Genomic DNA, 23,026 nt, shown 5'->3' with positions numbered 1-23,026 from the left:
CCGGCGCCGTTGCCTATCCTCAGCGGATGACCGACGCCGAATTCCTGAGCACCGACGTCGTGGTCATCCACACCGACGGCGGCTGCCGACCGAACCCCGGCCCCGGCGGTTGGGGTGCGGTGCTGCGCCACCGTGAGCGCGTTCGCGAGATGTACGGCGGGGATCCGGGGACCACGAGCAACAACCGGATGGAGCTGACCGCGCCCATCATGGCGCTCGAGGCGCTCACCAGACCAGTGGTGGTGCACCTTCACACCGACAGCACCTACGTCCGCAACGGCATCACCAAATGGGTGTTGGGTTGGGAACGCAACGGTTGGCTGACCGCCGCGAAGCAGCCCGTGAAGAACGTCGACCTGTGGCAGCGGCTGCAGGCCGCCTGCTCCCGACACCAGGTCGAGTGGTTCTGGGTGAAAGGCCACTCCGGCATCGCCGACAACGAACTGGCCGACGAACTGGCGACGCGGGGTCTGCTCGAAGCGGTCGAATGTTCCCGCGACCTAGTGCCCTGATTCCCACACCACGTCATCGGGCGTCTTGTCCGGCCGCAGACCGCGCCAACTGGGTTGGCGCAGCCGGTGATCCGAGGTGCGCTCGCTGTAGCGGACCTCGCCCACCAGCTCCGGTCGCACGAACGTGACCCCTTTGGCGTCGAGCTTCGGCAACGGCTTGTCGAAGGGCGAGTCGTCGGTGTGCAGCGGGGCCAGCATGCCTTTGAGCTTGGCCAGTTCCTTCTCGGTGAATCCGGTGCCGACGCGGCCGGCGAATTGCAGGCCATCGGGCCCGGGCACGCCGAGCAGCAGCGCCCCGATGCCGCTGCTGCGCCCGCCCTCGCCTTGGCGCCAGCCGCCGATCACGGCTTCCTGGGTGTTCCAGATCTTGTCCTTGATCCAGGACGCCGACCGTCGGCCCGGCTGATACGTCGAATCCCGTTTCTTGGCGACCACGCCTTCGAACCTGTGCTCGCGGGCGTGGACCATCGCCTCCGGACCGTCCCCGGGCAGCGGTTCCGGGACGATCAGTCCTCCACCGGCGGCCAACGCGTCCAACAGCTTTCGGCGATCGGAGTATTTGGCACGCAACAGGGAACGGCCGTCGAGCCACAGGATGTCGAACGCCCAGAACTCGACCCGGGTGGAGCGGGCCCGGTTCTGCATCTCGCCGAAACTGGGCACCCCATGCTCATCGAGTGCCACCACCTCGCCATCCAGCACCACGTGGTGGTCGGCGAGATCGGCTGCCAGCGCCTGCAATTGCGGATACTCCGCGGTGACATCGCGTCCGCGGCGCGACCGCAATTGCAGCCGGCCGTGCTCGGCCTCGACCAGTAGCCGGTAGCCGTCCCACTTGCCTTCGAACGCCCATTGCGTTGCCTTGAGTCTCTCGACGGACCCCTCGGTGGCCAGCATCGGCGCGAAGTCCTTGGGCTCGGGTGTGGCCGACTTCTGGTCCTTCATGCGGTGCGCCAGCCAGTTCTTTCCCTCGGTCTGGATCAGGGCGTAGCGACCGTCGATCTTCTCGCCGTGCAGCGTGATGATGACCTCGCCGTTGCGGTCCTCGGGGCTGTCGGTGACCCGGAACTTCTCCGTCTCGTATGTGCCGGTGTCCCAGATGACCATGTGGCCTGCGCCGTACTCCCCCTTGGGAATCGCGCCGTGGAAGGTCAGGTACTCGATCGGGTGGTCTTCGGTATGCACGGCAAGGTGATTCACCGCGGTGGTCTCCGGCAGATTCTTGGGCACCGCCCAGCTGACCAGCACACCGTCGCGTTCCAGTCGCAGGTCATAGTGCAGCCGCCTGGCGTGATGCTCCTGGATGACGAAGCGGTCGTTGTTGCCGGTTGCCGGAATTTCCTGAGGCACCGGCTCGGGAGTCTTGGCGGCATCGCGCATGCTGCGGTAGGTGGTGAGCTTGTCGGGACGCGGCGCATCCTCATCCAGTCCGGACAGCAGGTCACCGTCGTCGGAAACCCGTTGCAGCACTTCGTCGAACCGCAGGTGGCGCAGCTCCGGATCGGCAATCTCGTCCCACGTCCGTGGCGCGGCGACGGTCGGGTTCTCCCGCCCGCGCAGCGAGTACGGAGCGATCGTGGTCTTGGACCCGCTGTTCTGACTCCAGTCCAGAAAGATCTTCTGAGCCCGCACGCTGCGGGTCATGGTGGCGGTGACCAGCGTGGGCATCGACTGCTCGAGTTGTTGGGCCACCCGCTTCGCCAGCACCGAGGCACCGCGGGAGCTGATCGGCTCTGCCAGGGGCACATACAGGTGCAGTCCCTTGCTTCCGCTGGTGAGCGGATACGTCGTCAGCCCGATGTCACCCATCAGCTCACGCACCGCCTGGGCCACCTCGCACAACTGCGGCATGGTCACCCCCTCGCCCGGATCGAGGTCGAACACGATGCGGGTGGCCGGGCCCTGACTCCCATCGGCGCCGAATCGCCATTGCGGCACATGCACTTCGAGTGCTGCCTGTTGCGCGATCCAGGCCAGGCCCTCGCGGGTGTTGATGACCGGGTAGGTGGTGGTGCCGGATTTGTGCGCGATGGTGCCGCGCTCCAGCCAACCCGGCGCCGACGACGCCAACTGCTTCTCGAAGAACGATGCCTCGGCGACCCCATTCGGCCAACGCTTTCGGGTCACCGGGCGCCCGGCGATGTGCGGCAGCATCACCTCGGCAATGCTCAGGTAGTAGTCGAAGACCTCGGCTTTCGTGGTCCCGGTGGCGGGATAGAGCACTTTGTCCGGATTCGTCAGCCGAACCCGCTCATAGCGCTCCATGACGCCCGCCATATCGCAAACGTATACCCACATCTGAGACACAGACCCAGTCGACATGTGAGCATGGGCGGATGGCAGTGAATCGCGCGTGCAGTTTGCTCTTCCGATGGGCCGTAGCCATATCGATGCCCGCAGCGGCGGTTTTCACCGGTCCGGCGCCCGCGGCGTCAGCCGATCCGTGCTCGGACGTCGAGGTGGTGTTCGCCCGCGGCACGGGTGAACCACCCGGGATCGGCCGGGTGGGCCAGGCGCTGGTCGACCAACTCGGCCCGCGGATCGCGCCCCGCAGCCTCGGCGTGTACGCGGTGAACTACCCGGCCGGGCTCAACTTCCTGACCACCGCGGACGGCGCCAACGACGCCGCCGGGCACATCGCCTGGCTGGCCGACCAATGCCCCGGCACCCAGGTGGTGCTGGGCGGATTCTCCCAAGGCGCAGCGGCGGTTTCGATGCTGGCCGGTGTGCCGCCGATCGGTGACCGGATCGGCACGATCGGCTCGGCCCCCGCGTTGCCACCGCCCAGCGCCGACCGGGTCGCTGCGGTCGCGGTGTTCGGCAATCCCGGTAACCGGTTCGGCACCCCGCTGTCGAGCGCCGGGCAATTCGCCGGGCGAGCCATCGACCTGTGCAGCCCGGGCGACCCGATCTGTGTCGAGGGCGGGCGCCTCCGCGCCGCGCACAGTGCCTACGAGCTTCCGCCGTATCCAGATCAGGCGGCCGGGTTCATCGCCGGACGGGTCTAGCCCAACCCACCTACCATGGAGCCATGAGCCGGGCTCTGGTCATCGGCGAGGCGCTGATCGACGTCGTCGAGATCGACGGCGTGATCAGTGGCGAATACGTCGGCGGTAGCCCGCTCAATGTGGCCGTAGGCCTCGGCCGGCTGGGCCGCGGCGTCGACTTCCTCACCCACATCGCCGAGGACGACCGCGGCAAGCGCATTGTCGCCTACCTGGAAGACTCTGGGGTAGAACTGGTTTCAGGAAGTACGACTGCCGGTCGAACACCGACGGCAAGGGCGACCGTCGATGCCTCCGGGGCGGCCCACTACACCTTCGACATCGACTGGCAGCTGGCCGGCACGCCAGAGGTGGCCACGCCGCTGCTGGTTCATACCGGCTCGATCGCCACGGTGCTGGAACCCGGGTGTCGCGCGACCGCCGCGCTGCTGGACGCCTACCGCATGTCGGCCACCATCACGTTCGATCCGAATGTGCGCCCCGACGTGATTCAGGACGACGACATCGCCCGTGGGCGCATCGACCGGCTCGTCGAACGCGCTGACATCGTCAAAGTGTCCGAGGACGACCTGCGCTGGATGGACCCGAGGCACTCCCCCGAGCAGATCGCACGGGCCTGGTTGGAGGTCGGTCCCGCAATCGTCACGGTGACCTCGGGTGCGCGGGGTGCGTTCGCGGTATGCCGCGCGGGCACGGTGTCGGTTCCGGCGCGGCCGGTGCAGGTGGTGGATACCGTCGGAGCGGGCGACGCCTTCATGGCAGGTCTGCTCGATGCCGTGTGGTCGCGGGGGTTGCTCGGCGCGGACCGCCGCCGCGACCTGGGCCGGATCGGTACCGAGGACCTCGAAGGTGTGCTGCAGGCCGCGGCGCTGTCGGCGGCGTTGACGGTGGCTCGCGCCGGTGCCGACCTGCCGGATCTCGCGGCACGAGACGCTGCTCAGGGTTGACCGATCACTCCCGCGATGAGCTCGGCCACTGTATCGGCCTGAGTCTCGGGTAGGCGCGCGTAGCCACACACCAGGCCCTGGGCGCCGGCAACACCGGAGAAGTACGTGGACAGCGGCGACACGATGACACCCCGATCGCGCAGCGCCGCGGCGATCGCGACGTCGTCGCTCCCGTCGGTCAGCCGCACGACCATGTGCAACCCTGCCTCGACGCCCTCCAATGGCAGGCCCGGGCACCGTCGTCGGAGTGCACCGACGAGCGCCGACCGCCGCGCCGAGTAGGTGCGTGCGGCCCGGGCCAGGTGACGAGTCAACGCACCCGACTCGATGAACCGGGCCAACGCGAGAGTGGTTACCCCACAGACTGATTCACCGCTGCGCTCCAGCGCGTCAGCGACGGCATCCCGCAGCGCCGGCGGCGGCAGCAACCAGGCCACCCGCAGCGTGGGTGTGAGGATCTTCGACACCGTCCCGATGTAGGCCACGCATGCGCGGCCGTCGTCGATGCCGCGCAAGGCAGGCAGCGCCGAAACGTCGTAGCGGAACTCTCCGTCGTAGTCATCCTCGATCAGGAGTGCGCCGGCGCGGGCGGCCCACTGCACCAGACGCGCACGACGCGCTACCGGCAGCCGTGCACCGAGCGGATACTGGTGTGCCGGAGTGCAATACACGGCTGCGTCAGAATCGCGCAGCGATCCCGGATCGAGGCCGTCTCCGTCGACGGCCACTGCACGTATCCGAGCTCCGGACATCTCGAAAGTCCGCCGCGCCTCGTCGTAACCCGGTTCCTCGAACGCGATGCTGCGTCCGGCCAGTCCGGCCGCCACGGTGACCGTACGCAACGCCGAGGCCACACCGGGCACGATGATCAATTCGGTTGGATCGGCCACGATCCCGCGAGTGCGACGCAGGTGTCCGGCCAGCGCGATCCGGAGCGCGTCGTGCCCGTGCGGCCCGGCGGCGGCTGCAGGGACGGGTGAGGCCGCGGCCGCCCGCCAGGCACGCCGCCAGTCAGTGGCCGAGATCAGCTCCGGATCAGGGTGGCCCGGCGTGAGATCCCAGGCCGACGCCGGTGGACGAGGAGCCGCGGGCAATGCTGTCGCGGTGCCACCCGAGGTGACGTGCGAGGCCGCCCCCGCGTGGGCTGCGGTGTCGGCGCCGACGGCGATCCGCGTACCCGATCCGAGCCGAGCCGTGGTGTAGCCGGCCGCGGCGAGCTCGTCGTAGGCGTCGACCACGGACGAGCGGGCCACTGCGAGTTCGGCGGCCAGGCTGCGGGTCGAAGGCAGCGCGTCACCGGGACCGAGCCGGCCAAGCCGGATCTGCTCGATGACGGCCGTCGCGATGCGCTGCCGCAAGGGTGAGTCATCGGCGGGGAGCTGCAACGCCAGGTGCAGCTCGGGTGCGTGACGCGCCATGAGGCCACAATAGTGGTCTGGGCCTCTTACGCAGTTCTGGATCTTCTAGGTAGGCCGGAATTCCCTCAGAATTCGTGTTGTGAAGCAGATCAGGAGAGAACGCGAGCGCGCCCGCACCGAGCGGCACGACTTGGATGCGGTGCTCGATGCCGCGGCCGTGGGCACACTGGCGACAGTGCTGGACGGACAACCATGGGTGGTGCCCATGCTCTACGCCCGAGACGGTGACCGGATCATCCTGCACGGGTCGACCGGCGCGGGCGCGCTGCGACATGTCGCGGCCGGAGCGCCCGCCGCGTTCTGCGTGACGCTGCTCGACGGAATCGTGGTGGCGGACACGCTTTTCGATTCCACAGCCAACTACCGGTCGGCCGTCGTACGCGGACACCTGACCGTCATCGATCCGGCCGACGCGGCATACGCACTGGATCTGATGAGCGACGCCCTGATTCCCGGCCGCAGCTCGGAGGTGCGGCCCAGCACCAAGAAGGAGCTGTCCGCGACGCTCGCGATAGCACTGCCGATCGAGCCCGAGGGCTGGACCGTGAAGGTTCGCGATGCGCCGCCAGGCCGGCCGGAGGACGCGGCCGACTCCGGCGGATGGGCCGGCGTAGTGCCGCTGCGGACGGTGGCCGGCGATCCGATTCCGGCGCCCTGGGTCAGCGCGGACATCGATGCGCCCAAGTCGGTGCGCCGACTGGTGGAGCGCACCTGATCTGTCCGACTCAAATCAGCTGCCCGGGACCGAAGTTCGTTGCTGCGCGGCGCCTACCAGGCGTTGCCACGGCAGCGGCTTCGGCCTCTGGCGTGTACACCAAAAGCATTGCCCGGCAATCACGTTCGCACGCAAAGCTACGAGGACTCAGCGCCCGATTCATAGCCGCACTTGCATTCATAGCTCGGTCAGACCACTGTGCCCAGCCTCCGCGGCCGACTGAACAGTCGCATCAATTTGTTCAATTTCAAATGCACTTCTTCAATAGGAAATTAGCTGACAACTAACACAGACGCCATCCACATCTGCGCCAACCAACCGGTTGACGCAGATGAATCGCGCCCCATTCCGGGCGACGCCAGGGTCACCCATTTCGGGTGAGTGAACAGGTTCACGGCAGAGTAGAGCGCCACATCTCGGCGCGTCGAAAACCAGTGGCTATCTCATCCATGCCTATCAGCACAGCTCACATGCGTGATTATTTGTTTCAGCAATTCAAAAATGGCCCAGCCAGCAGGCCACTATCATTGCATTCGCAACGACTTCACTAACGATTCTAGTTTGCTGTTTCAGCCACCTCGGCCAACCGACCTGCCACTACCGCCGAGAACCGCATTCCGGCTCTTCGCCGAGAATTGACGCGCATAATCTATTTGCGGAATGTGCAACGGCTCAGGTTCTACTCAGGATATGTTCACCGTGTCCTAGATCACACCCTCGAGGGGGTTCGTCAATGCATGAGGCACTTCGTCCCTGTGCCAGTACCGGTTCCAGCCGTTCCAGCCCGTAATTGCGCGCTCGCCGACGGCGCCACTTAAACGCGTGACCACCGGCGCCACTGACTGAATCACCGGTGGGTACTGGCCTACTCCTCACGGTGATTCCGGTTGGCCCCCTTCCCCCGACTGAGAACCGAAGGGGGCCAACCGCCCAAACGCATTCTCACATTGTTTCATTCGCAGTCAACTGGTGGGCGTTGACTCCACCGCATCTCGACCTGTTTCCAGGGGGTTTCCCACATGCACGCAGCACTTCGTCCGTATGCCACCGCCGGGATTGCTCTGGTGGGGGCCAGCGTCATCGCCGTCACACCCGTCATCGCTCCGCCGGCTCCGCCCGACATCCAGGTCCCCAGGATCGCCGCAGCCGAAGTAGGGCTGACTGCGGCAACGGATGTCCTCAGCCGATGGGTCGAGGTGTTCAACACCGCTTCCGGCAACGCCACCAAGCTCGCTGACTTCTCCTTCGAAGCCCCCGCTACGGCACTGCAGCAGGTCATCGTCAACCAGGTCGGGTACATGGGAGATGTTCTCAATGACCCGGCCAACATCGGCAGCGTCTTCGAGCGCATCGGTGCCAACCTGCAGAAGGCGTTCTCATGGGCCACGATGCAGGGCCTGCCCGACGACATCAACGACCCCGGTTTGGTCCCGGTCTTGGCGCTGAGCAACGACCCAGTGCATACGCTCGTCGTGGCGCTCTTGCCGAGTTTCCTGCCGGAGGGGACACCTGAGTTCGTCACCCCGCTGGTCCATTTCCTGGCGTCACCGCTCAGCGGTGTCCTGATCGGTTTTGCCGGACCGCTGATCAGCCCGGCGGCGGCAGCCCTCAACAGCATCATGGCCGGGGATCTGCTCAACCTGCCCGCCAACGTCGTCGACGGGTTCTTCAACGGGGCCACCCTCAACCTCGATGCGCTGTTGCCGGCGATAAACGGAGCGGGCGTGTTGCCGGAAGGCACCACCTTCGACAAACTGGGGATCGCCTTCGGCGGGCTGCTCAGCCCAGGGACCACGGCGAACACGATCCCCTTCGGCACGCAAGTAGGCGAACCCGGCATCGGCGGCTCGGTCTTCAGCTCCCTTGATCTTGCGATCACGACCAATGCGCTGGGCTTCCCCTTCACCCTGCAAGCTCCGGGTGTGCCGGTCGGACCGATCGGGGCGCTGGCGAGCCTGTCACAGATAGTCGCGGGCGCGATCGGCTGGGACGGAGAGGGCAACCCCCTGACCCACATCAGCTTCCCCACCCTGCCGACCGGTTCGGAGAACACCGCACCGGTGAGTGCCCCGCTCTCAGCGGTCGCGGAAGCACCTGATGTGAACGCAACCACTCTCGCGCTCGATGCGCCGGCACCCGCACCAACCGAAGCGCCGATTACGGAAGCCGCGCCTGCCGAAGACGCTGCGGCACCGGCCGTCACCGCCACCGTCGCCGCAGCCGAGGACGAAGCCGACCGGCCGTCGGTGGTCGACGCCACCAACAAGTTCACGCCCAGATCACTCGTCGTCGACAAGGAGACCGGGTCGGCGCCCCGTGTCGCCACGGCCGCCAAGTCACTCGGCGGCGAGGCGAGCAGGGCCGCCAAGAAGATCGGTGATGACGTCAAGAAGGCGCTCGGCATCAAACCGAAAAAGGAAAAGAAGGCAGCGGCTCACAGCGTCGAGGGTGACAAGTAACCGCGACTGACAGCGGAAGCAGTGACCCCCTGATCCGCGATCAGGGGGTCACCGGTCGTGCGCCTGATTGTTACTCGTCACCACCGCCGCTGGCCGCGCCCGCCTTCTTCTCCGCCTTGGGCTTGCCGCCCAATGCCTTGCTCACTTTGTCACCGAAGTTCTTGACCGACTTCTGGACGTCAGTGCGCAATGACTTGACCGCGTCAGGGCCGCGGTGCTGCCGGTTCGCGTCGGGACCGAGCCTGCCGGGTTTGACCACCGGGCTGGTCTTGACGACATCCTCGCCCGCGTTGGACTTCGCCGTCTCGTCGTCTGCCGCTACGCCATCGCCTGCGGCCACGCCACCGCTGGCGCCGTCGGAGGCGCTGTCGGCGGCGACACCGGTTGACCCCGAGTCCTCGTCGGCCGGCCCGCTCTGCGCTCCGGCGATCTCACCGGTGTCGAGCGTGACGGACGCGGCTTTCAGATCGGGCGCATCTGCGACCGTCCGTGACAGCGGAGTGCTGAGCACCGGCGGATGGATGGCGTCGGCGATCGCTTGCCGGAACGCGAGCAGCCCCGGCACCAGACCACCCTCGGAACCGAGGATGCCGCCGATGCCGATATCGGGATTGCCGTTGAGGACGGTGTTCACCAAATCCGACGGGAAACTGATGACAGCGTTGGCGACCGCTTCGAAGTCACCTGCCTGAATCCCGTCATAGATCGCCTGTCCGGTGAGACCGATCTGCGCGACCGGCGCCAGCACGTTGATCAACAACGGGAACCCGACGTTGACGATGCCCCCGTTGACGGCGGTCTCGATCACCGACGCCGCGTTGACGAACGGGTTCTGCAACACCGCGATGACATCAGGGAGGTGCATCAGTGCACCGAGCGCTCCGCTCAACACGGGGGACAGGAACGCTGTCGCGAGCGCCAAAACACCCTCGTAGATATTGCCTTCCAGGATTCCGTACTGGATGGCGTCATGGATCTGCTGAGGCAAGGTGCCGACCCCGGTGGCGAAGCCGCTGACAAACGTGGTCGCGACCGTTGCGAACACGTCGGCACTGATCAGACCGTTCTCGGCGATCTTGCCCAGTATCGGCGCCGGGTTGGCGAGCACCGTCTCGGCGATGCCCCCGACGTTGGTCACGGTTTTGCTTATGACGTTGGCCCACAACTCGATTGGGTTGACCAGGGCATTCAGCTCTACAGGTACGGCCGACGATGGCATCGCCGGCACCTGGACATCCGGTGGCAGCGGCTGAATGGGTCCGACCGCGATGGCGCCTGCACCGACAAGCGCGACGCCTGCCAACAGATACGAACGAGCAACTGCTTCCATATTGATCCCCTGAGGGTAAGGCGGATGGATGGGAGCCCGGGCAAACAGAAGCTACCCGAGAAACAGCTGAACGAATTCATCTTGCCCGCGCCGCAGCACAAATAAGCCGCAGCCGATCACGGCTCGCAAACCGGATGTATTCAAAATACGCAGGTCGAGCAACCGGAATTCCGATACTGGCCAACTGTTGGCAGGCGAAGACATGTTAAGAGCGAAAATATTATCGGCGTCAAATACCTCGGCCGAGCGAGAGCGGACTGTCCCCGGCAGGCCGGCGGGAAAACCTTCCCAGCAACGTCGATGCCCCCTGCGGGTGACCGGGTAGGCCATACTGGCCTTTATGCGATCCATCTGGAAGGGTTCGATCGCCTTCGGCCTGGTGAACGTGCCGGTCAAGGTCTACAGCGCGACCGAGGACCACGACATCAAGTTCCATCAGGTCCACGCCAAGGACAACGGTCGGATCCGCTACAAGCGGGTCTGCGAGGTATGTGGCGAGGTCGTCGAGTTCCGCGACATCAACAAGGCGTTCGAGTCCGACGACGGCCAGATGGTGGTGATCACCGACGAGGACATCGCCACGCTGCCCGAGGAACGCAGCCGCGAGATCGAGGTCGTCGAGTTCATCCCGGCCGACCAGCTGGACCCGTTGATGTACGACAAGAGCTATTTCCTGGAGCCCGACTCCAAGTCGTCGAAGTCCTACGTGTTGTTGGCCAAGACCCTCGCCGAGACAGAGCGGGTGGCCATCGTGCACTTCTCATTGCGCAACAAGACGCGGCTCGCGGCGTTGCGCGTCAAGGACTTCAGCAAGCGCAACGTCATGGTGATCCACACGCTGCTGTGGCCCGATGAGATCCGCGATCCCGACTTCCCGGTGCTGGACAAGGAAGTCGAGATCAAGCCGGCCGAGTTGAAGATGGCCGGTCAGGTCGTCGAGTCGATGACCGACGACTTCAAACCCGACCAGTTCCGCGACGACTACCAGGAACAGCTGCACGAGCTGGTTCAGGCCAAACTCGAAGGCGGAGAAGCTTTCTCGGTCGAGGAACAACCGACCGAGCTCGACGAGACCGAGGACGTGTCAGACTTGCTGGCCAAACTCGAAGCCAGCGTGAAGGCGCGCGGCGGGGCGACCAAGGAGCCGGCCAAGAAGGCCCCCGCGAAGAAGGCCCCGGCCAAGAAGACCGCCGCCAAGAAAGCAGCGGCCAAGAAGTAGCTCAGCGGCGGCAATCCAGGTCCACGTACACCGTCGTGTATTGCAGATTCTGTCCGGGGTTGAACGACGTGATACCTGCGGCGCCAACGGGTATCTGCGGCCCCGTGACCGAACGCCCTTGGCGCACAGCGCTCACCGTGCAGTCGTCGATGGCCTTGGTGCCCACCTTGCTCAAGATCACCCGGTAGCCCTGCCCCTCGAGCTCGCTGATTGTCTGGCTCGCCGTGGACTCGGTGGGGGCGGCGGCCACCTGTGCCGCCAACGCCGTGCCCAGCCCACACAACCCGACGCCGGCGATGCACACGCTTCTCACGTTTCGTTTCACTGGGTTCAGCCCGTCCTTTCGGTTTCGGTGAAGTGGGCTAAACCTAAAACGGCGAATTCCCTTGTCGGACAATCTCATACCGAATCCACACCGGTTAACGCACAGTGAATACCGCCGTAATCTGGCGTTAACATGAGTGCTCGGAGGCGGCGCTAAACGCTCACGTCGACGCGCAAGGCCTCGTGCTCCTCCAGGATCCGGCGCAGCGCCGCGTCCATGGGATGAGCGGCTTCGAGGTCGTGGCTGCACCGGCGATCGACTGCGACGACCGTGCCCACGCGCAGCGGTGTGTGCTCGATCTGATCGACGAACGCGTCGAACATCGTGTGCGGGGTGGCCAGGTAATACAGATCGTGGTGGGCGTCGGCGAACCGGGCACCGTACATCAGCCCGCACTGGGTGATGACGAACAACTCCGACGCCGGGTGCACGTGGCCGGGATGTCCCAACTCCTCCTCGCCCCACACCTCTGCAGCCAGCCGGGCCTGGGCCAACCGGTCCTGCAGGTCATCGGTGCAGGCGAGCAGGCGGTGAATGAGAGGGCCCGCCGTCGACGGATAGCGGTCGACCCCGGGACTGAAGTACCGCGCGAAAACTTCGCCGAAGAAGTCGTATCGCTGCTGGGTCATCGCGGCTCCCCACCTTGAGCGGACCCCTCAATTGTGCGCCTGCCGCCACCGCCGCGGTGGCGCTTTGGGCGACGGGCCCACGACACGCGGATGAACCGCAAGACAACTAGAACGTGTTTCAGAAACCGCCCACGGCGGCCGACGCGCACTGCTAGCGTGGCGCCCGACTAGGGAACGGAGCGTACGTGATTCTCGATAGATTCCGATTGGACGACAAGGTTGCGATCGTCACCGGGGCCGGACGCGGCCTGGGCGCGGCGACCGCCCTGGCATTCGCGGAAGCCGGTGCCGACGTGCTCATCGCGGCCCGCACACAAGCCCAGCTCGACGAAGTGGCAAGCCAGATCGCCGCGACCGGGCGGCGGGCACATGTCGTCGCCGCCGACCTCGCCCACCCCGAGGCCACCGCCGAGCTCGCGGCCGCCGCCGTGGAGGCGTTCGGGAAACTAGACATCGTCGTCAACAACGTCGGCGGCACCATGCCGGCGCCCCTGCTGAACACGTCCACCAAAGATCTGCGCGACGCGTTCACCTTCAACGTGTCGACGGCGCACGCCCTGACCAGTGCCGCGGTGCCGCTGATGCTCGAGCACTCCGGCGGCGGCAGCATCATCAACATCACCTCCACGGTGGGACGCCTGGCCGGCCGCGGGTTCGCCGCGTACGGCACCGCGAAGGCCGCGCTCGCCCACTACACCCGGCTGTCGGCATTGGATCTGTGCCCGCGCATCCGCGTCAACGCGATCGCCCCCGGCTCGATCCTGACTTCGGCGCTCGACATCGTCGCGTCCAACGAAGCGCTGCGTGACCCGATGGAGAAGGCGACCCCGCTGCGCAGGCTCGGTGATCCGGCCGACATCGCGGCCGCCGCGGTATACCTCGCGTCCCCAGCCGGTAGCTATCTGACCGGCAAGGTGCTCGAGGTCGACGGTGGCCTGAACATGCCCAATCTCGATCTGCCCATCCCCGACCTCTGAGGAGAAGAATGACCATTCGCGTAGCCGCGGTCGGCACCGGAAACGTCGGCAAGCATGCGCTCAAGCAGCTCGTCACCAATCCGGACTACGAACTCACCGGTGTGTGGGTGTCCTCGTCGGCGAAGGCCGGCAAGGACGCCGGAGAGCTTGCCGGCCTTGATGTTTCGACGGGCGTGCTGGCCACCGACGACCTCGACGCGATCCTGGCCGGCAAGCCGGACTGCGTGGTCTACACCGCCCTTGCCGACAACCGGCTGCCCGAGGCCCTCGAGGACTACCGGCGCATCCTGGCGGCCGGCGTCAACGTGGTGGCCAGCTCCGCGGTGTTCCTGCAGTACCCGTGGCAGGTGCTGCCGGCCGAGCTGATCGAGCCCATCGAGACCGCCGCCGAAGCGGGCGGGGCGAGCATTTTCGTCAACGGCATCGACCCCGGCTTCGCGAATGACCTTCTGCCCCTTGCCCTTGCCGGCACGTGTCAGCAGATCGAGCAGATCCGGTGCATGGAGATCGTCGACTACGCGACCTACAACAGCGCCGCGGTGATGTTCGACGTGATGGGCTTCGGCAAGCCGATCGACGAAACCCCGATGCTGCTGCAACCCGGGGTGCTGACCCTGGCCTGGGGTTCGGTGGTGCGGCAACTGGCCGCCGGTCTCGGCATCGAACTCGACGAAGTTACCGAGGAGCACACCCGGGTACCGGCACCGGAGGACTTCGACATCACGGCCGGGCACATCCCGGCCGGCACCACCGCCGCCCTGCGGTTCGAGGTGCGCGGAATGCGTGATGGCAAGGCGGCGGTGGTGCTGGAGCATGTGACGCGGTTGCGCGACGACCTGTGTCCCGAGTGGCCCCAGCCCGCCCAGGAAGGCGGCTCATACCGAGTGGTGGTGACCGGCGAACCGTCCTACACGCTCGACCTGCGCCTGAGCAGTCCGAACGGCGACCACAACCATGCCGGCCTGGTGGCGACGGCGGCACGGGTGGTGAACGCGATCCCGGCGGTGGTGGACGCCAAGCCGGGCATCCGGACCACACTCGATCTGCCCTTGATCACCGGTCGTGGTCTGTACGCTGCCGGATAGAACCCCGCTGGAAGGAGCGCCGCGATGAAAATTCGCCTCACCACGCTGACCGGTTGTCTGATGGTCGGCGGTGCTTCCGCGGCGATCGCCCTGGCCCCGCTGGCCTCGGCCGAACCCAGCGCCCCGAGCGAGCCTCGCCTGCTTCCCCAGTGCGAGGTGACCGGAGGCAGTTCGGTCGAGGGCGGGCAGACCACCGAATGCGCGAGCGAGGGCAACGTGCAGATCGACTCGACCCCGCCGCAGCCCAGCTACGGAATGTTCCCCTGGGACGATGAATTCTTCGTGCTCTGACCAGCGCTGACAGCCCCTTTCAGACGTAGACTTACTCCAGGATCGGAGTAGGTCATGACGAACATGGTTCGGTGTCTGGCTGCAGTGCTCGCGGTGCCGTGTCTGGCGATTCTGACGGCCCCGGCCGGCTCGGCCGCACCGAAATGCACCAACACGACACCGACCACCACGCTGTGCCAGACCAATGGCAGCGCCCAGATCGTGACCTCCCCGCCTGCGCTGAACAACTACGGCCCCTGGTACGGACCGGTATTCGGCTTCGGAGGCATCGGCATCGGGTGGTGACACTCCCCATTGGGCGCCCCCGGCGTGGCTTGGCCAGGAGATTTCGGCTACCCTAACTTTTCTATTCGCAGACCCGGATAGAAGGTAGGGCCGTTGTTAGAGGACACCAAGGCGCGCGTGACCCCGAGCTGGGTGCTGCTCGGGCCGGCATTCGTCGCCGCAATCGCCTATGTCGACCCCGGCAACGTCGCCGCCAATGTGAGCGCGGGTGCGCAATTCGGCTACCTGCTGGTCTGGGTGATCGTGATGGCCAACGCGATGGCCGGCCTGGTGCAGTTCCTCTCGGCCAAGCTCGGGCTGGTCACCGGTCGCTCGCTACCCGAAGTCGTGGCCGCCCACACCCGCACCCCGACCCGCATCGCCTACTGGATCCAGGCCGAATTGGTGGCCGTCGCAACCGATCTCGCTGAAGTCGTGGGCGGGGCGATCGCGCTGCACCTCTTGTTCGACCTGCCGCTGTTGCTCGGCGGCATCATCACCGGCGCGGTATCGCTCCTGCTGCTGAGCGTGCAGAACCGCCGCGGCCAACAGGTATTCGAACGGGTGATCACCGGCCTGCTGATGATCATCGCGATCGGCTTTCTCACCAGTCTGTTCGTCGAGACTCCCCCGGCGGCCGAGGTGGCCGCCGGGCTGATCCCCCGCTTCCAGGGCACCGAAAGCCTGCTGCTGGCCACCGCGATGCTCGGCGCGACGGTGATGCCACACGCGGTCTACCTGCATTCCGGCCTGGCCCGCGATCGGCACGGCCACCCCGAGCCCGGTCCTGCGCGGCGACGACTGCTCCGCGTGACCCGCTACGACGTCGGGCTCGCGATGCTGCTGGCGGGCGCGGTGAACCTGGCCATGCTGCTGGTCGCGGCCACCAACCTGCAGGGTCGCGACAACACCGACTCCATCGAGGGCGCCCACGCCGCGGTCCGCGACACCCTGGGCCCGACGGTTGCCCTGCTGTTCGCCATCGGGCTGCTGGCCTCCGGCCTGGCCTCGACCTCCGTCGGCGCATATGCGGGCGCGATGATCATGCAGGGGCTGTTGCGTCGCTCCTACCCACTGCTGCTGCGCCGGATGGTCACCCTGATCCCGGCGCTGGCCGTGCTGGCCATCGGCGTCGACCCCAGTCGCGCCCTGGTGTTGTCCCAGGTCGTGCTCTCGTTCGGCATACCGCTGGCCCTGATCCCGCTGGTCCGGTTGACCAGTAACGCGGCGCTGATGGGCGACGACGTCAACCACCGCGTCACCACGGCACTCGGCTGGGGTGTGGCCGGATTGATTAGTGTGCTCAACGTGGTGCTGATCTATCTGACCGTCACGGGCTGAATGCTTCACCCGTACTTCGCCTACGGCTCGAATCTGTGCGTGACACAGATGGCCCGGCGCTGTCCGGGCGCGGTCGATCCGACTCCAGCCCGCCTCGACGGTCACAGCTGGCTGATCAACCAGCGCGGCGTGGCCACGATCGAACCGCTCGGCGCAGCCCATGTGCACGGGGTTCTGTGGCAGGTCACCGATCACGACCTGGCCGCACTCGACAGCGCCGAGGGAGTGCCGGTGCGCTATCGCCGGGACCGGCTGACCGTGCACACTGCCGGCGGCCCCGAGCCGGCCTGGGTCTACATCGACCATCGCGTCGAACCCGGGCCGCCCCGTCCGGGCTATCTGGAACGCATCCTGGCCGGTGCGGTACACCACGAGCTCCCGCACCCGTGGGTGGAATTCCTGCGGCGCTGGGCGCACTAGTCGCTGGTCACCGCGGCCGCCAATTCGCCTATCACGTCGGTGATCTCACTGCGCCGACGCCAGGCCTCGCGTTGCCGCATCGCGCCGTTGCCCTCGGCCGCAACGCGGGCAATTTCACCGCGGACCATCTCGTAGTCGCCCAACTGCACCAGGGCCGGCCGCACCGTTTCGACGAATCGGTCGAGCAGGTCCCGCGCCGGGACCGTCGACTGGTCCCCCAGCAGATCGATACCGTCGCCGTTCAGGCCGTCGTGAGCGGCCTTCCAGTGCGCTGCACGGATCTGGCTGTCCGCCAGACGCGGAACCGATTCGCCTTCGGCGTACCCACGCAGCGCCGTCATCACCCCGGCGCGGATCAGCGTGGCGGCAAGCACCGTTTCGGCGACCGTCGCCGGTACGTCGCACACCCGCACTTCCACCGTCGGAAAATTCGCCGACGGCCGGACATCCCAATAGATCATGCCGTCATCCAGCGCGGCGCCGGCCCGCTCCAGCATGGCGACGGCGGCGTCGTACTGTGCGGCCGAATCGAAATGCGGCGGAGGCCCCGAGCTCGGCCACCGCGACCACAGCACGCTGCGGAAGCTGGCGTAGCCGCTGTCGGTGTTGCGGTAGATCGCCGAGTTGGCGGTCAGCGCCAACAACACATGCAGCCACGGCCGCAGCCAGTTGCTGACGTGAATCGCAGCCTCGCGATCGGGCACCGCGACATGGACGTGGCAGCCACAGATGCCCTGCTCGTGGGCGATCATGCCGAACCGGTGAGCGATCCTGCGGTAGCGCGCGGTCGGCGTCACCGGGAATTTGTGCGGCACGGTCGGCGGCAGCCCGACAGCCAGCAGTTGCGCCCCGTTGGCCGCGGCCGCCTCGGTGGCGATCCGCCGCAACCGGTTCAGTTCGCAACGCAACGCACTGCTGGAGTCCATCACATCGGTCGTGGTTTCGACCTGGCAGCTGGTCAGCTCCAGTTGCAGGTCGACCCCGTGCGCGGCGGCGCTCGCGGCGACCTGTTTGTTACAGGCGACCGGCTCGCCGCTCTGTGGGTCGATGAGCAGGAACTCCTCTTCCACGCCCACCGTCGGGTGACTCGTCACGGCTCAGAATTGCCCACCGTAGACGCCCCCAAACCTGCAGGCGTCGTGCCTAAGATCGGGTGATGCCCAACGATTTCCGCTTTGGCGTCAGCCTGCGAGCCACCGGATCCCAGTCGCAGATCGCCGACGAGGCGCGGCGTGCCGAGGACCTCGGGTTCGACGTGCTCAACGTGCCCGATCATCTCGGTGCGCCCGCCCCGTTCCCGACCCTGACGGCGGTTGCCGCAGCGACCAGCACGTTGCGCGTCGGCACGTTCGTGCTCAATGCCGGCTTCTACAAGCCGGCATTGCTGGCCCGCGACGCCACCGCCCTGCGGGACCTGTCCGGCGGACGCTTCGACCTCGGCCTCGGCGCCGGCTATGTGCGCGAGGAGTTCGAGGCCGCCGAACTGCCGTTCCCCAGCGCACGCGACCGTATCGACTATCTGCGCCACACCACCGAGTATCTGCGCGAGCATGCACCCGACATCCCCATCCTCATCGCGGGCAACGGGGACCGGCTGCTGACCCTGGCCGCGCAGACCGCCGACATCATCGGCCTCACCGGGGGCGATCACGTCGACGGCGACCCGCTGGCCAACCGAATTGAGTTCCTGCGCAACGCTTCCGGAGACCGATTCGACGACCTGGAGCTCAACATCGCCATCACCGCGATGCCCGCGCCTGGCACCGAGATGCCCATCCTCAACGTCCCCCGCCATTTTCTGCCAGGGCTCACCGACGAAGAGCTGCTGCGCCATCCCGGAGTGCTCTCGGGTTCGGTCAGTGCCATGGCCGACCACATTCGGGGCCTGCGCGCCAAATACGGCATCACCTACATCATCGTGCAGATCGCCCACGCTGAGGCGTTCGGAAAGGTGATCGCCGAACTCCGATAAAAGTTCTTCCCATCCGGGCCGGGACCGACTCCGAATACCGGGTGTGGAACATATTCATCCCGGCGGGCGTGCCGTTGCGGTGATAGGCAGCGGTGTCGCGGGTCTGACGGCCGCACATGTCCTGTCGGCCCGTGACCGCGTCACCCTGCTCGAAGCCGACACCCGCTTCGGCGGGCATGCCCATACGCAGCACGTCGTCGAGGACGGTCACACCGTCGCGCTCGACACGGCTTTCCTGGTGCACAATGACCGCACGTATCCGACCCTGTGTCGGCTGTTCGACGAACTCGGGATCCGTACGCAGGACACCGACATGTCGATGTCCGTACGAGACGACGGCACCGGTCTGGAGTACGCCGGGGCGCGCGGCCTGGGCGGGTTGTTTCCCAGCTGGTCCAATGCGGGCCGGCCGCGCTATCTGCTGATGCTGGGCGAGATCACCCGATTTCACCGGCTGGCAACGCAATTGCTGCGACGTGAGGCTGCCGGAGACGAGCTGACCCTCGACGAGTTCCTGCACCGGCATGGGTTCTCCCGGTATTTCACCGACCGATTCATGACGCCGTTGGTCGCCGCCGTGTGGTCATGCCCGCCGGGTGAGGCACTGCGCTACCCGGCCCGGTACCTGTTCGTCTTCCTGCAGCACCACGGGATGCTGTCGGTGTTCGGCTCTCCGACCTGGCGCACGGTGGTGGGCGGGTCGGCCAACTATGTCGACGCCATCGTGTCCCGGCTGCCCGAGGCGATCACCGGCGCTCACGTGCGATCGGTGCGGCGATGCGCAGACGGCGTGCTGATCACCGTCGACGGGCAGCAGCCGCGGCGGTTCGATGCCGCCGTCATCGCTACCCATCCGAACCAGGCGCTGCTGATGCTCGACCACCCCAGCGAGAACGAACGTCGCATCCTCGGGGCCATCCCCTACAGCCTCAACCAGGCTCAGTTGCACACCGACGCGTCGGTGCTGCCACGCCTACCGAGGGCACGTGCTTCGTGGAACTACCTGATCGACCCCGTTGATCAGGCCGTCACCGTCAGCTACGACATCACGAGGCTGATGAGGCTGAGTGGCACTCGGCGTTACCTGGTGACCCTGGGCGGCACCCATCGAGTGGACCCCGCGAAGGTCGTGGCCGAGATGGTCTACGCCCATCCCACCTACACCACCGAATCGTTAGCCGCCCAACAACTCCTGCCTCACCTCAACGACGACCGGATAGCCTTCGCCGGGGCCTACCACGGCTGGGGATTCCATGAGGACGGCGCCGCATCGGGATTGGCGGCCGCGGAACGGCTCGGCGCCCGGTGGGCCGGCGGCACCGTTGTGGAGCCGCTGTCGTGCTGACCCCTGCGCTGTACCGGACCAGGATCACCCACGTCCGCCGCGCCCCCGTGCACCATCGCTTCAGCTACCGCGGTTACTGCTGGTACGTGGACCTCGACCGGCTACCGCAGTTGCCGCGCTGGCTGCGGGCGTTTGCCCGATTCGAGGCGGACGACCATTTCGCGGGCGGACCGAAAGACTCACTGCGCCAACGTGTCGACACATTCTTGTGGTCGCACGACGTGGATCTCGCCGGCGGTCGGGTGACCGCGTTGCTCCAGGCGCGGGTGCTCGGGTATGTGTTCAATCCGCTGAGCCTGTACTGGTGCCACGATGCCGCCGGCGCACTGCGATACGTGATCGCCGAAGTCCACAACACCTACGGCCGACGGCACGCTTATCTGCTTCCCGCCGGGCAACCCGCGCGGGTGCCCAAGCGCATGTACGTCTCACCGTTCAATGCCGTCGAAGGCTACTACCAGGTGCGGGCTCCCAAACCCGGCGAACACGTTGCCGTGACCGTTTCGCTGCACCGCCAAGGACATCCGCCCTTCGTTGCCACCCTGCGCGGTGATCGCAGGCCGGCGACCATCTGGGAAGTTCTGCGACTGCAATTGACCGCGCCGCTGGCGCCGCTGGCCGGAGCCCTCGCCATCCGGATCGAGGGAATCACGTTGTGGCTGCGCCGAGTGCCGGTCGTTCCCCGCCCCGCCGAAGAGTCCGTTACCGAGAACCGAGGAAGGTTACTGTGAACACCCGGACCGGAACGTCCCCCGCCGTCGACCCCACTCGCTGGCCAGACGTGGCACACCCACCACGTGGCCCGGTAGCCGCGATCTCCGGTGCGGTGGCCGACCGACTGCTGCGCCGAGCCGCCGCGACATTGCCGGTCCGCCTGGCGTTTCCTGACCGGACCGTGATCGGCGCGGCCGATCCGACACTACCCACCATGGTCATCGAGAGTCCGGAGGCCCTGGCCCGGCGGATCGGCTGCCACGGCCTGATCGGATTCGGCGAGTCCTATATGGCCGGTGAGTGGCATTCCGATGATCTCGTGGGGTTGCTCACCGAATTCGGCAGATCCATGGGTGAACTGGTTCCTGCTGCGCTACAACGGTTCCGGACCGTGACACTGCCTCGGTCACCACGCTCGGCGCACAACGACCCCGCTCAGTCCCGGCGGAACATCGCGGCGCACTACGACCTGTCGAACGAGCTGTTCTCGGAGTTTCTCGACGAGACGATGACGTACTCCAGCGCGCTGTTCCCGCAACTCCCCGGGACGGCAGCCGGACTGGCCGAGGCTCAGCGCCGGAAGATCGACCGCCTGCTCGACGCCGCGGGCGTGGGTCCCGGCAGCCGAGTACTGGAGATCGGTACCGGCTGGGGTCAACTCTGCATCCAGGCCGCCGAGCGCGGCGCCGAAGTCCGTTCGATCACCCTGTCGGCCGAGCAACAACGGCTGGCCCGGCAGCGAGTGGCGGCGGCCGGCCTGGCAGACCGGGTCCGTGTCGACCTGCTGGACTACCGCGACGCCGACGGCTGCTACGACGCAGTGGTGTCGGTCGAGATGGTCGAAGCCGTGGGATATCAATTCTGGCCCACCTATTTTCGAGCGCTGGACCGGCTCGTCATCCCCGGAGGGCGAGTCGCGATCCAGGCGATCACCATGCCGCACGACCGCATGCTGGCCTCACGCGGCACGCACACCTGGATCCAGAAGTACATCTTCCCCGGCGGGTTGCTCCCGTCGACCGAAGCGATCATCGGCCTCACCGAACGGCATACCCGGCTGCGCACCGTCGACATGATGTCGCTGCGGCCGCACTATGCCGAGACCCTGCGACTGTGGCGGGAACGTTTCGTCTCCCGCCGTGACGCAGTGACCGGGCTCGGTTTCGACGAAGTGTTCGCGCGCATGTGGGAGCTGTACCTGGCGTACTCCGAAGCGGGCTTCACCTCAGGCTATCTCGACGTATACCAGTGGACATTCGCCCCGACAGGAGGACACCGGTGAACCTGTTCATCGTCACCGTGGTTTCGCTGGCCGCCATCGCTGTCGTGCACGGGGCGACGTTCGTGATCGGCCGAGCGCTCGGGCGGTACAACGTCGTCGACGTGGCCTGGGGCATCGGGTTCATCGTGGTCGCCGCCGTCAGCGCCGTACTCGGATCCGGCGACCCCGGCCGGCGCATCCTGCTGTTGGTGCTCATCACGCTCTGGGCAGGCCGCCTGTCCTGGCACATGGTGGTCAAGTCCGCGGGCAAGGGGGAAGACCCCCGCTATCGGGAGCTACTGGATGGCAACTACTCGGCCGGTCACGTGCTGCGCAAGGTGTTCGTGATCCAAGGAGCGGCAACCTGGTTCATCTCGCTGCCGGTGCAGCTGTCCTCGACATTGGGGCCGACCCCAGCCGTCGTGCGACCGGTCCTGGTTGTGGGCGTACTGATCTGGGCCGTCGGGCTGGCATTCGAGGCGGTCGGCGACCATCAGCTGCGACGGTTCAAAACCGATCCCTCCCACCATGGCGCGATCATGGACCGCGGATTGTGGTCCTGGACCCGCCATCCCAACTACTTCGGCGACAGCTGCGTGTGGTGGGGACTGTGGCTGGTGACCATCTGCACCTGGCAGTCACTCATGACGGTGCTCTCCCCGGTACTCATGACGTACTTCCTGGTGTACGCGACCGGCGCCCGACTGACCGAGAAGCATATGGCAGGCCGGCCCGGCTTTGACGAATACTGCTCGCGCACTTCATTTTTCATACCCATTCCGCCGAGATGTGGATAA

Annotated in this window: 23 protein-coding genes and 1 pseudogene; 17 read left to right on the top strand and 7 right to left on the bottom strand. The window is 66.5% G+C overall.

Annotated features, from left to right (window positions below; all coding sequences use genetic code 11):
* Positions 1-44: 44 nt before the first annotated feature.
* Entirely contained in the window at positions 45-512 is a 468-nt protein-coding gene (rnhA, locus tag G6N57_RS11875) for a ribonuclease HI (RefSeq protein ID WP_077743218.1), read from the top strand.
* Here the strand turns inward: rnhA and G6N57_RS11870 are convergent.
* Entirely contained in the window at positions 501-2,777 is a 2,277-nt protein-coding gene (locus G6N57_RS11870) for an ATP-dependent DNA ligase (RefSeq protein ID WP_077743217.1), read from the bottom strand. The two genes, rnhA and G6N57_RS11870, sit on opposite strands and share 12 nt — an antisense overlap.
* A gap of 125 nt (positions 2,778-2,902) precedes the next feature.
* Here G6N57_RS11870 and G6N57_RS11865 point away from each other — a divergent pair, with 125 nt between their 5' ends.
* Together G6N57_RS11865 and G6N57_RS11860 are read left to right on the top strand one after the other, a co-directional pair.
* Positions 2,903-3,520 (top strand): cutinase family protein, encoded by a 618-nt coding sequence (locus tag G6N57_RS11865; RefSeq protein ID WP_036447787.1) that lies wholly within the window; start codon positions 2,903-2,905, stop codon positions 3,518-3,520.
* A gap of 23 nt (positions 3,521-3,543) precedes the next feature.
* Positions 3,544-4,464: a carbohydrate kinase family protein gene (locus G6N57_RS11860; protein ID WP_077742690.1), complete on the top strand. Its 921-nt coding sequence runs from the start codon at positions 3,544-3,546 to the stop codon at positions 4,462-4,464.
* On the opposite strand, the gene pdxR is transcribed toward G6N57_RS11860, so the two are convergent.
* Positions 4,455-5,882 carry a MocR-like pyridoxine biosynthesis transcription factor PdxR gene (gene pdxR / locus G6N57_RS11855; RefSeq protein ID WP_097926223.1) on the bottom strand — a complete coding sequence of 476 codons (1,428 nt, stop codon included), beginning with the start codon at positions 5,880-5,882 and terminating at the stop codon, positions 4,455-4,457. The genes G6N57_RS11860 and pdxR overlap by 10 nt on opposite strands.
* Before the next feature lie 79 nt (positions 5,883-5,961).
* On the opposite strand from pdxR, the gene G6N57_RS11850 reads away from it, so the two are divergent.
* Positions 5,962-6,597, top strand: a complete 636-nt coding sequence (locus G6N57_RS11850) for a pyridoxamine 5'-phosphate oxidase family protein (RefSeq protein ID WP_077740569.1) — start codon at positions 5,962-5,964, stop codon at positions 6,595-6,597.
* Positions 6,598-7,616: 1,019 nt separating this feature from the next.
* Positions 7,617-9,056, top strand: coding sequence for an outer membrane porin GjpA (gene gjpA / locus G6N57_RS11845; protein WP_077740568.1), 1,440 nt, complete (start codon positions 7,617-7,619; stop codon positions 9,054-9,056).
* 70 nt (positions 9,057-9,126) lie between these two features.
* Here gjpA and G6N57_RS11840 read toward each other — a convergent pair whose 3' ends face one another.
* Positions 9,127-10,386: a hypothetical protein gene (locus tag G6N57_RS11840; protein WP_234815764.1), complete on the bottom strand. Its 1,260-nt coding sequence runs from the start codon at positions 10,384-10,386 to the stop codon at positions 9,127-9,129.
* 51 nt (positions 10,387-10,437) lie between these two features.
* Positions 10,438-10,716 (bottom strand): hypothetical protein, encoded by a 279-nt coding sequence (locus G6N57_RS11835; RefSeq protein WP_133118348.1) that lies wholly within the window; start codon positions 10,714-10,716, stop codon positions 10,438-10,440.
* Between the two features lie 10 nt (positions 10,717-10,726).
* On the opposite strand from G6N57_RS11835, the gene ku reads away from it, so the two are divergent.
* The gene (gene ku / locus G6N57_RS11830; RefSeq protein WP_077740567.1) at positions 10,727-11,605 is read left to right on the top strand and encodes a non-homologous end joining protein Ku; all 879 of its coding nucleotides are present in this window, start codon (positions 10,727-10,729) and stop codon (positions 11,603-11,605) included.
* 1 nt (position 11,606) lies between these two features.
* Here ku and G6N57_RS11825 read toward each other — a convergent pair whose 3' ends face one another.
* Together G6N57_RS11825 and G6N57_RS11820 are read right to left on the bottom strand one after the other, a co-directional pair.
* Positions 11,607-11,909: a hypothetical protein gene (locus G6N57_RS11825; RefSeq protein ID WP_234815763.1), complete on the bottom strand. Its 303-nt coding sequence runs from the start codon at positions 11,907-11,909 to the stop codon at positions 11,607-11,609.
* Between the two features lie 173 nt (positions 11,910-12,082).
* Entirely contained in the window at positions 12,083-12,559 is a 477-nt protein-coding gene (locus G6N57_RS11820) for a glucose-6-phosphate dehydrogenase (RefSeq protein ID WP_077740565.1), read from the bottom strand.
* Positions 12,560-12,744: 185 nt separating this feature from the next.
* Here G6N57_RS11820 and G6N57_RS11815 point away from each other — a divergent pair, with 185 nt between their 5' ends.
* The 6 genes and pseudogenes from G6N57_RS11815 to G6N57_RS11790 all read left to right on the top strand — a co-directional run.
* Positions 12,745-13,536, top strand: a complete 792-nt coding sequence (locus G6N57_RS11815; RefSeq protein ID WP_077740564.1) for an SDR family oxidoreductase — start codon at positions 12,745-12,747, stop codon at positions 13,534-13,536.
* Between the two features lie 8 nt (positions 13,537-13,544).
* The gene (locus G6N57_RS11810; protein WP_077740563.1) at positions 13,545-14,621 is read left to right on the top strand and encodes an NAD(P)H-dependent amine dehydrogenase family protein; all 1,077 of its coding nucleotides are present in this window, start codon (positions 13,545-13,547) and stop codon (positions 14,619-14,621) included.
* Positions 14,622-14,645: 24 nt separating this feature from the next.
* Positions 14,646-14,912 carry a hypothetical protein gene (locus G6N57_RS11805; RefSeq protein ID WP_077740562.1) on the top strand — a complete coding sequence of 89 codons (267 nt, stop codon included), beginning with the start codon at positions 14,646-14,648 and terminating at the stop codon, positions 14,910-14,912.
* A 54-nt stretch (positions 14,913-14,966) separates the two neighbouring features.
* Complete coding sequence (locus G6N57_RS11800) at positions 14,967-15,197, top strand: hypothetical protein (protein WP_077740561.1); 231 nt, start codon at positions 14,967-14,969, stop codon at positions 15,195-15,197.
* 93 nt (positions 15,198-15,290) lie between these two features.
* Complete coding sequence (locus G6N57_RS11795; RefSeq protein ID WP_077740560.1) at positions 15,291-16,517, top strand: Nramp family divalent metal transporter; 1,227 nt, start codon at positions 15,291-15,293, stop codon at positions 16,515-16,517.
* Positions 16,518-16,928 (top strand): annotated as a pseudogene (locus G6N57_RS11790) (gamma-glutamylcyclotransferase family protein); the annotation flags it as partial.
* A gap of 5 nt (positions 16,929-16,933) precedes the next feature.
* Here the strand turns inward: G6N57_RS11790 and G6N57_RS11785 are convergent.
* A complete protein-coding gene (locus tag G6N57_RS11785) occupies positions 16,934-18,031 on the bottom strand; it encodes a glutamate--cysteine ligase 2 (RefSeq protein ID WP_077740558.1) in 1,098 nt (365 codons plus the stop codon).
* A 62-nt stretch (positions 18,032-18,093) separates the two neighbouring features.
* Between G6N57_RS11785 and G6N57_RS11780 the strand changes: the two genes are divergently transcribed.
* From G6N57_RS11780 to G6N57_RS11760, 5 genes are read left to right on the top strand one after another with little or no spacing between them, the layout of a single operon-like run.
* On the top strand, positions 18,094-18,909 hold the full coding sequence (locus tag G6N57_RS11780; protein WP_077740557.1) for an LLM class F420-dependent oxidoreductase: 816 nt from the start codon (positions 18,094-18,096) through the stop codon (positions 18,907-18,909).
* A gap of 43 nt (positions 18,910-18,952) precedes the next feature.
* Positions 18,953-20,254 carry an NAD(P)/FAD-dependent oxidoreductase gene (locus G6N57_RS11775; protein WP_077740556.1) on the top strand — a complete coding sequence of 434 codons (1,302 nt, stop codon included), beginning with the start codon at positions 18,953-18,955 and terminating at the stop codon, positions 20,252-20,254.
* The gene (locus G6N57_RS11770; protein ID WP_165777784.1) at positions 20,248-20,985 is read left to right on the top strand and encodes a DUF1365 domain-containing protein; all 738 of its coding nucleotides are present in this window, start codon (positions 20,248-20,250) and stop codon (positions 20,983-20,985) included. The genes G6N57_RS11775 and G6N57_RS11770 overlap by 7 nt, the downstream gene beginning before the upstream one ends.
* On the top strand, positions 20,982-22,250 hold the full coding sequence (locus tag G6N57_RS11765; RefSeq protein WP_097926221.1) for a class I SAM-dependent methyltransferase: 1,269 nt from the start codon (positions 20,982-20,984) through the stop codon (positions 22,248-22,250). Before G6N57_RS11770 ends, G6N57_RS11765 begins: the two co-directional genes overlap by 4 nt.
* Before the next feature lie 8 nt (positions 22,251-22,258).
* Positions 22,259-23,026: a DUF1295 domain-containing protein gene (locus G6N57_RS11760; RefSeq protein ID WP_077741912.1), complete on the top strand. Its 768-nt coding sequence runs from the start codon at positions 22,259-22,261 to the stop codon at positions 23,024-23,026.

This window comes from Mycolicibacterium boenickei (assembly GCF_010731295.1).
Taxonomy (GTDB): domain Bacteria; phylum Actinomycetota; class Actinomycetes; order Mycobacteriales; family Mycobacteriaceae; genus Mycobacterium; species Mycobacterium boenickei.
Note: the sequence above shows the minus strand (reverse complement) of the source record. Positions and strands in the feature narration are given on the sequence as shown.

Coding starts and splice junctions, on each gene's coding strand:
- G6N57_RS11840 (WP_234815764.1), bottom strand. CDS start 10,386: ATGGAAGCAGTTGCTCGTTCGTATCTGTTGGCAGGCGTCGCGCTTGTC.
- ku (WP_077740567.1), top strand. CDS start 10,727: ATGCGATCCATCTGGAAGGGTTCGATCGCCTTCGGCCTGGTGAACGTG.
- G6N57_RS11805 (WP_077740562.1), top strand. CDS start 14,646: ATGAAAATTCGCCTCACCACGCTGACCGGTTGTCTGATGGTCGGCGGT.
- G6N57_RS11800 (WP_077740561.1), top strand. CDS start 14,967: ATGACGAACATGGTTCGGTGTCTGGCTGCAGTGCTCGCGGTGCCGTGT.
- G6N57_RS11860 (WP_077742690.1), top strand. CDS start 3,544: ATGAGCCGGGCTCTGGTCATCGGCGAGGCGCTGATCGACGTCGTCGAG.
- G6N57_RS11870 (WP_077743217.1), bottom strand. CDS start 2,777: ATGGAGCGCTATGAGCGGGTTCGGCTGACGAATCCGGACAAAGTGCTC.
- G6N57_RS11835 (WP_133118348.1), bottom strand. CDS start 10,716: ATGGCCTACCCGGTCACCCGCAGGGGGCATCGACGTTGCTGGGAAGGT.
- G6N57_RS11820 (WP_077740565.1), bottom strand. CDS start 12,559: ATGACCCAGCAGCGATACGACTTCTTCGGCGAAGTTTTCGCGCGGTAC.
- gjpA (WP_077740568.1), top strand. CDS start 7,617: ATGCACGCAGCACTTCGTCCGTATGCCACCGCCGGGATTGCTCTGGTG.
- pdxR (WP_097926223.1), bottom strand. CDS start 5,882: ATGGCGCGTCACGCACCCGAGCTGCACCTGGCGTTGCAGCTCCCCGCC.
- G6N57_RS11865 (WP_036447787.1), top strand. CDS start 2,903: ATGCCCGCAGCGGCGGTTTTCACCGGTCCGGCGCCCGCGGCGTCAGCC.
- G6N57_RS11780 (WP_077740557.1), top strand. CDS start 18,094: ATGCCCAACGATTTCCGCTTTGGCGTCAGCCTGCGAGCCACCGGATCC.
- G6N57_RS11810 (WP_077740563.1), top strand. CDS start 13,545: ATGACCATTCGCGTAGCCGCGGTCGGCACCGGAAACGTCGGCAAGCAT.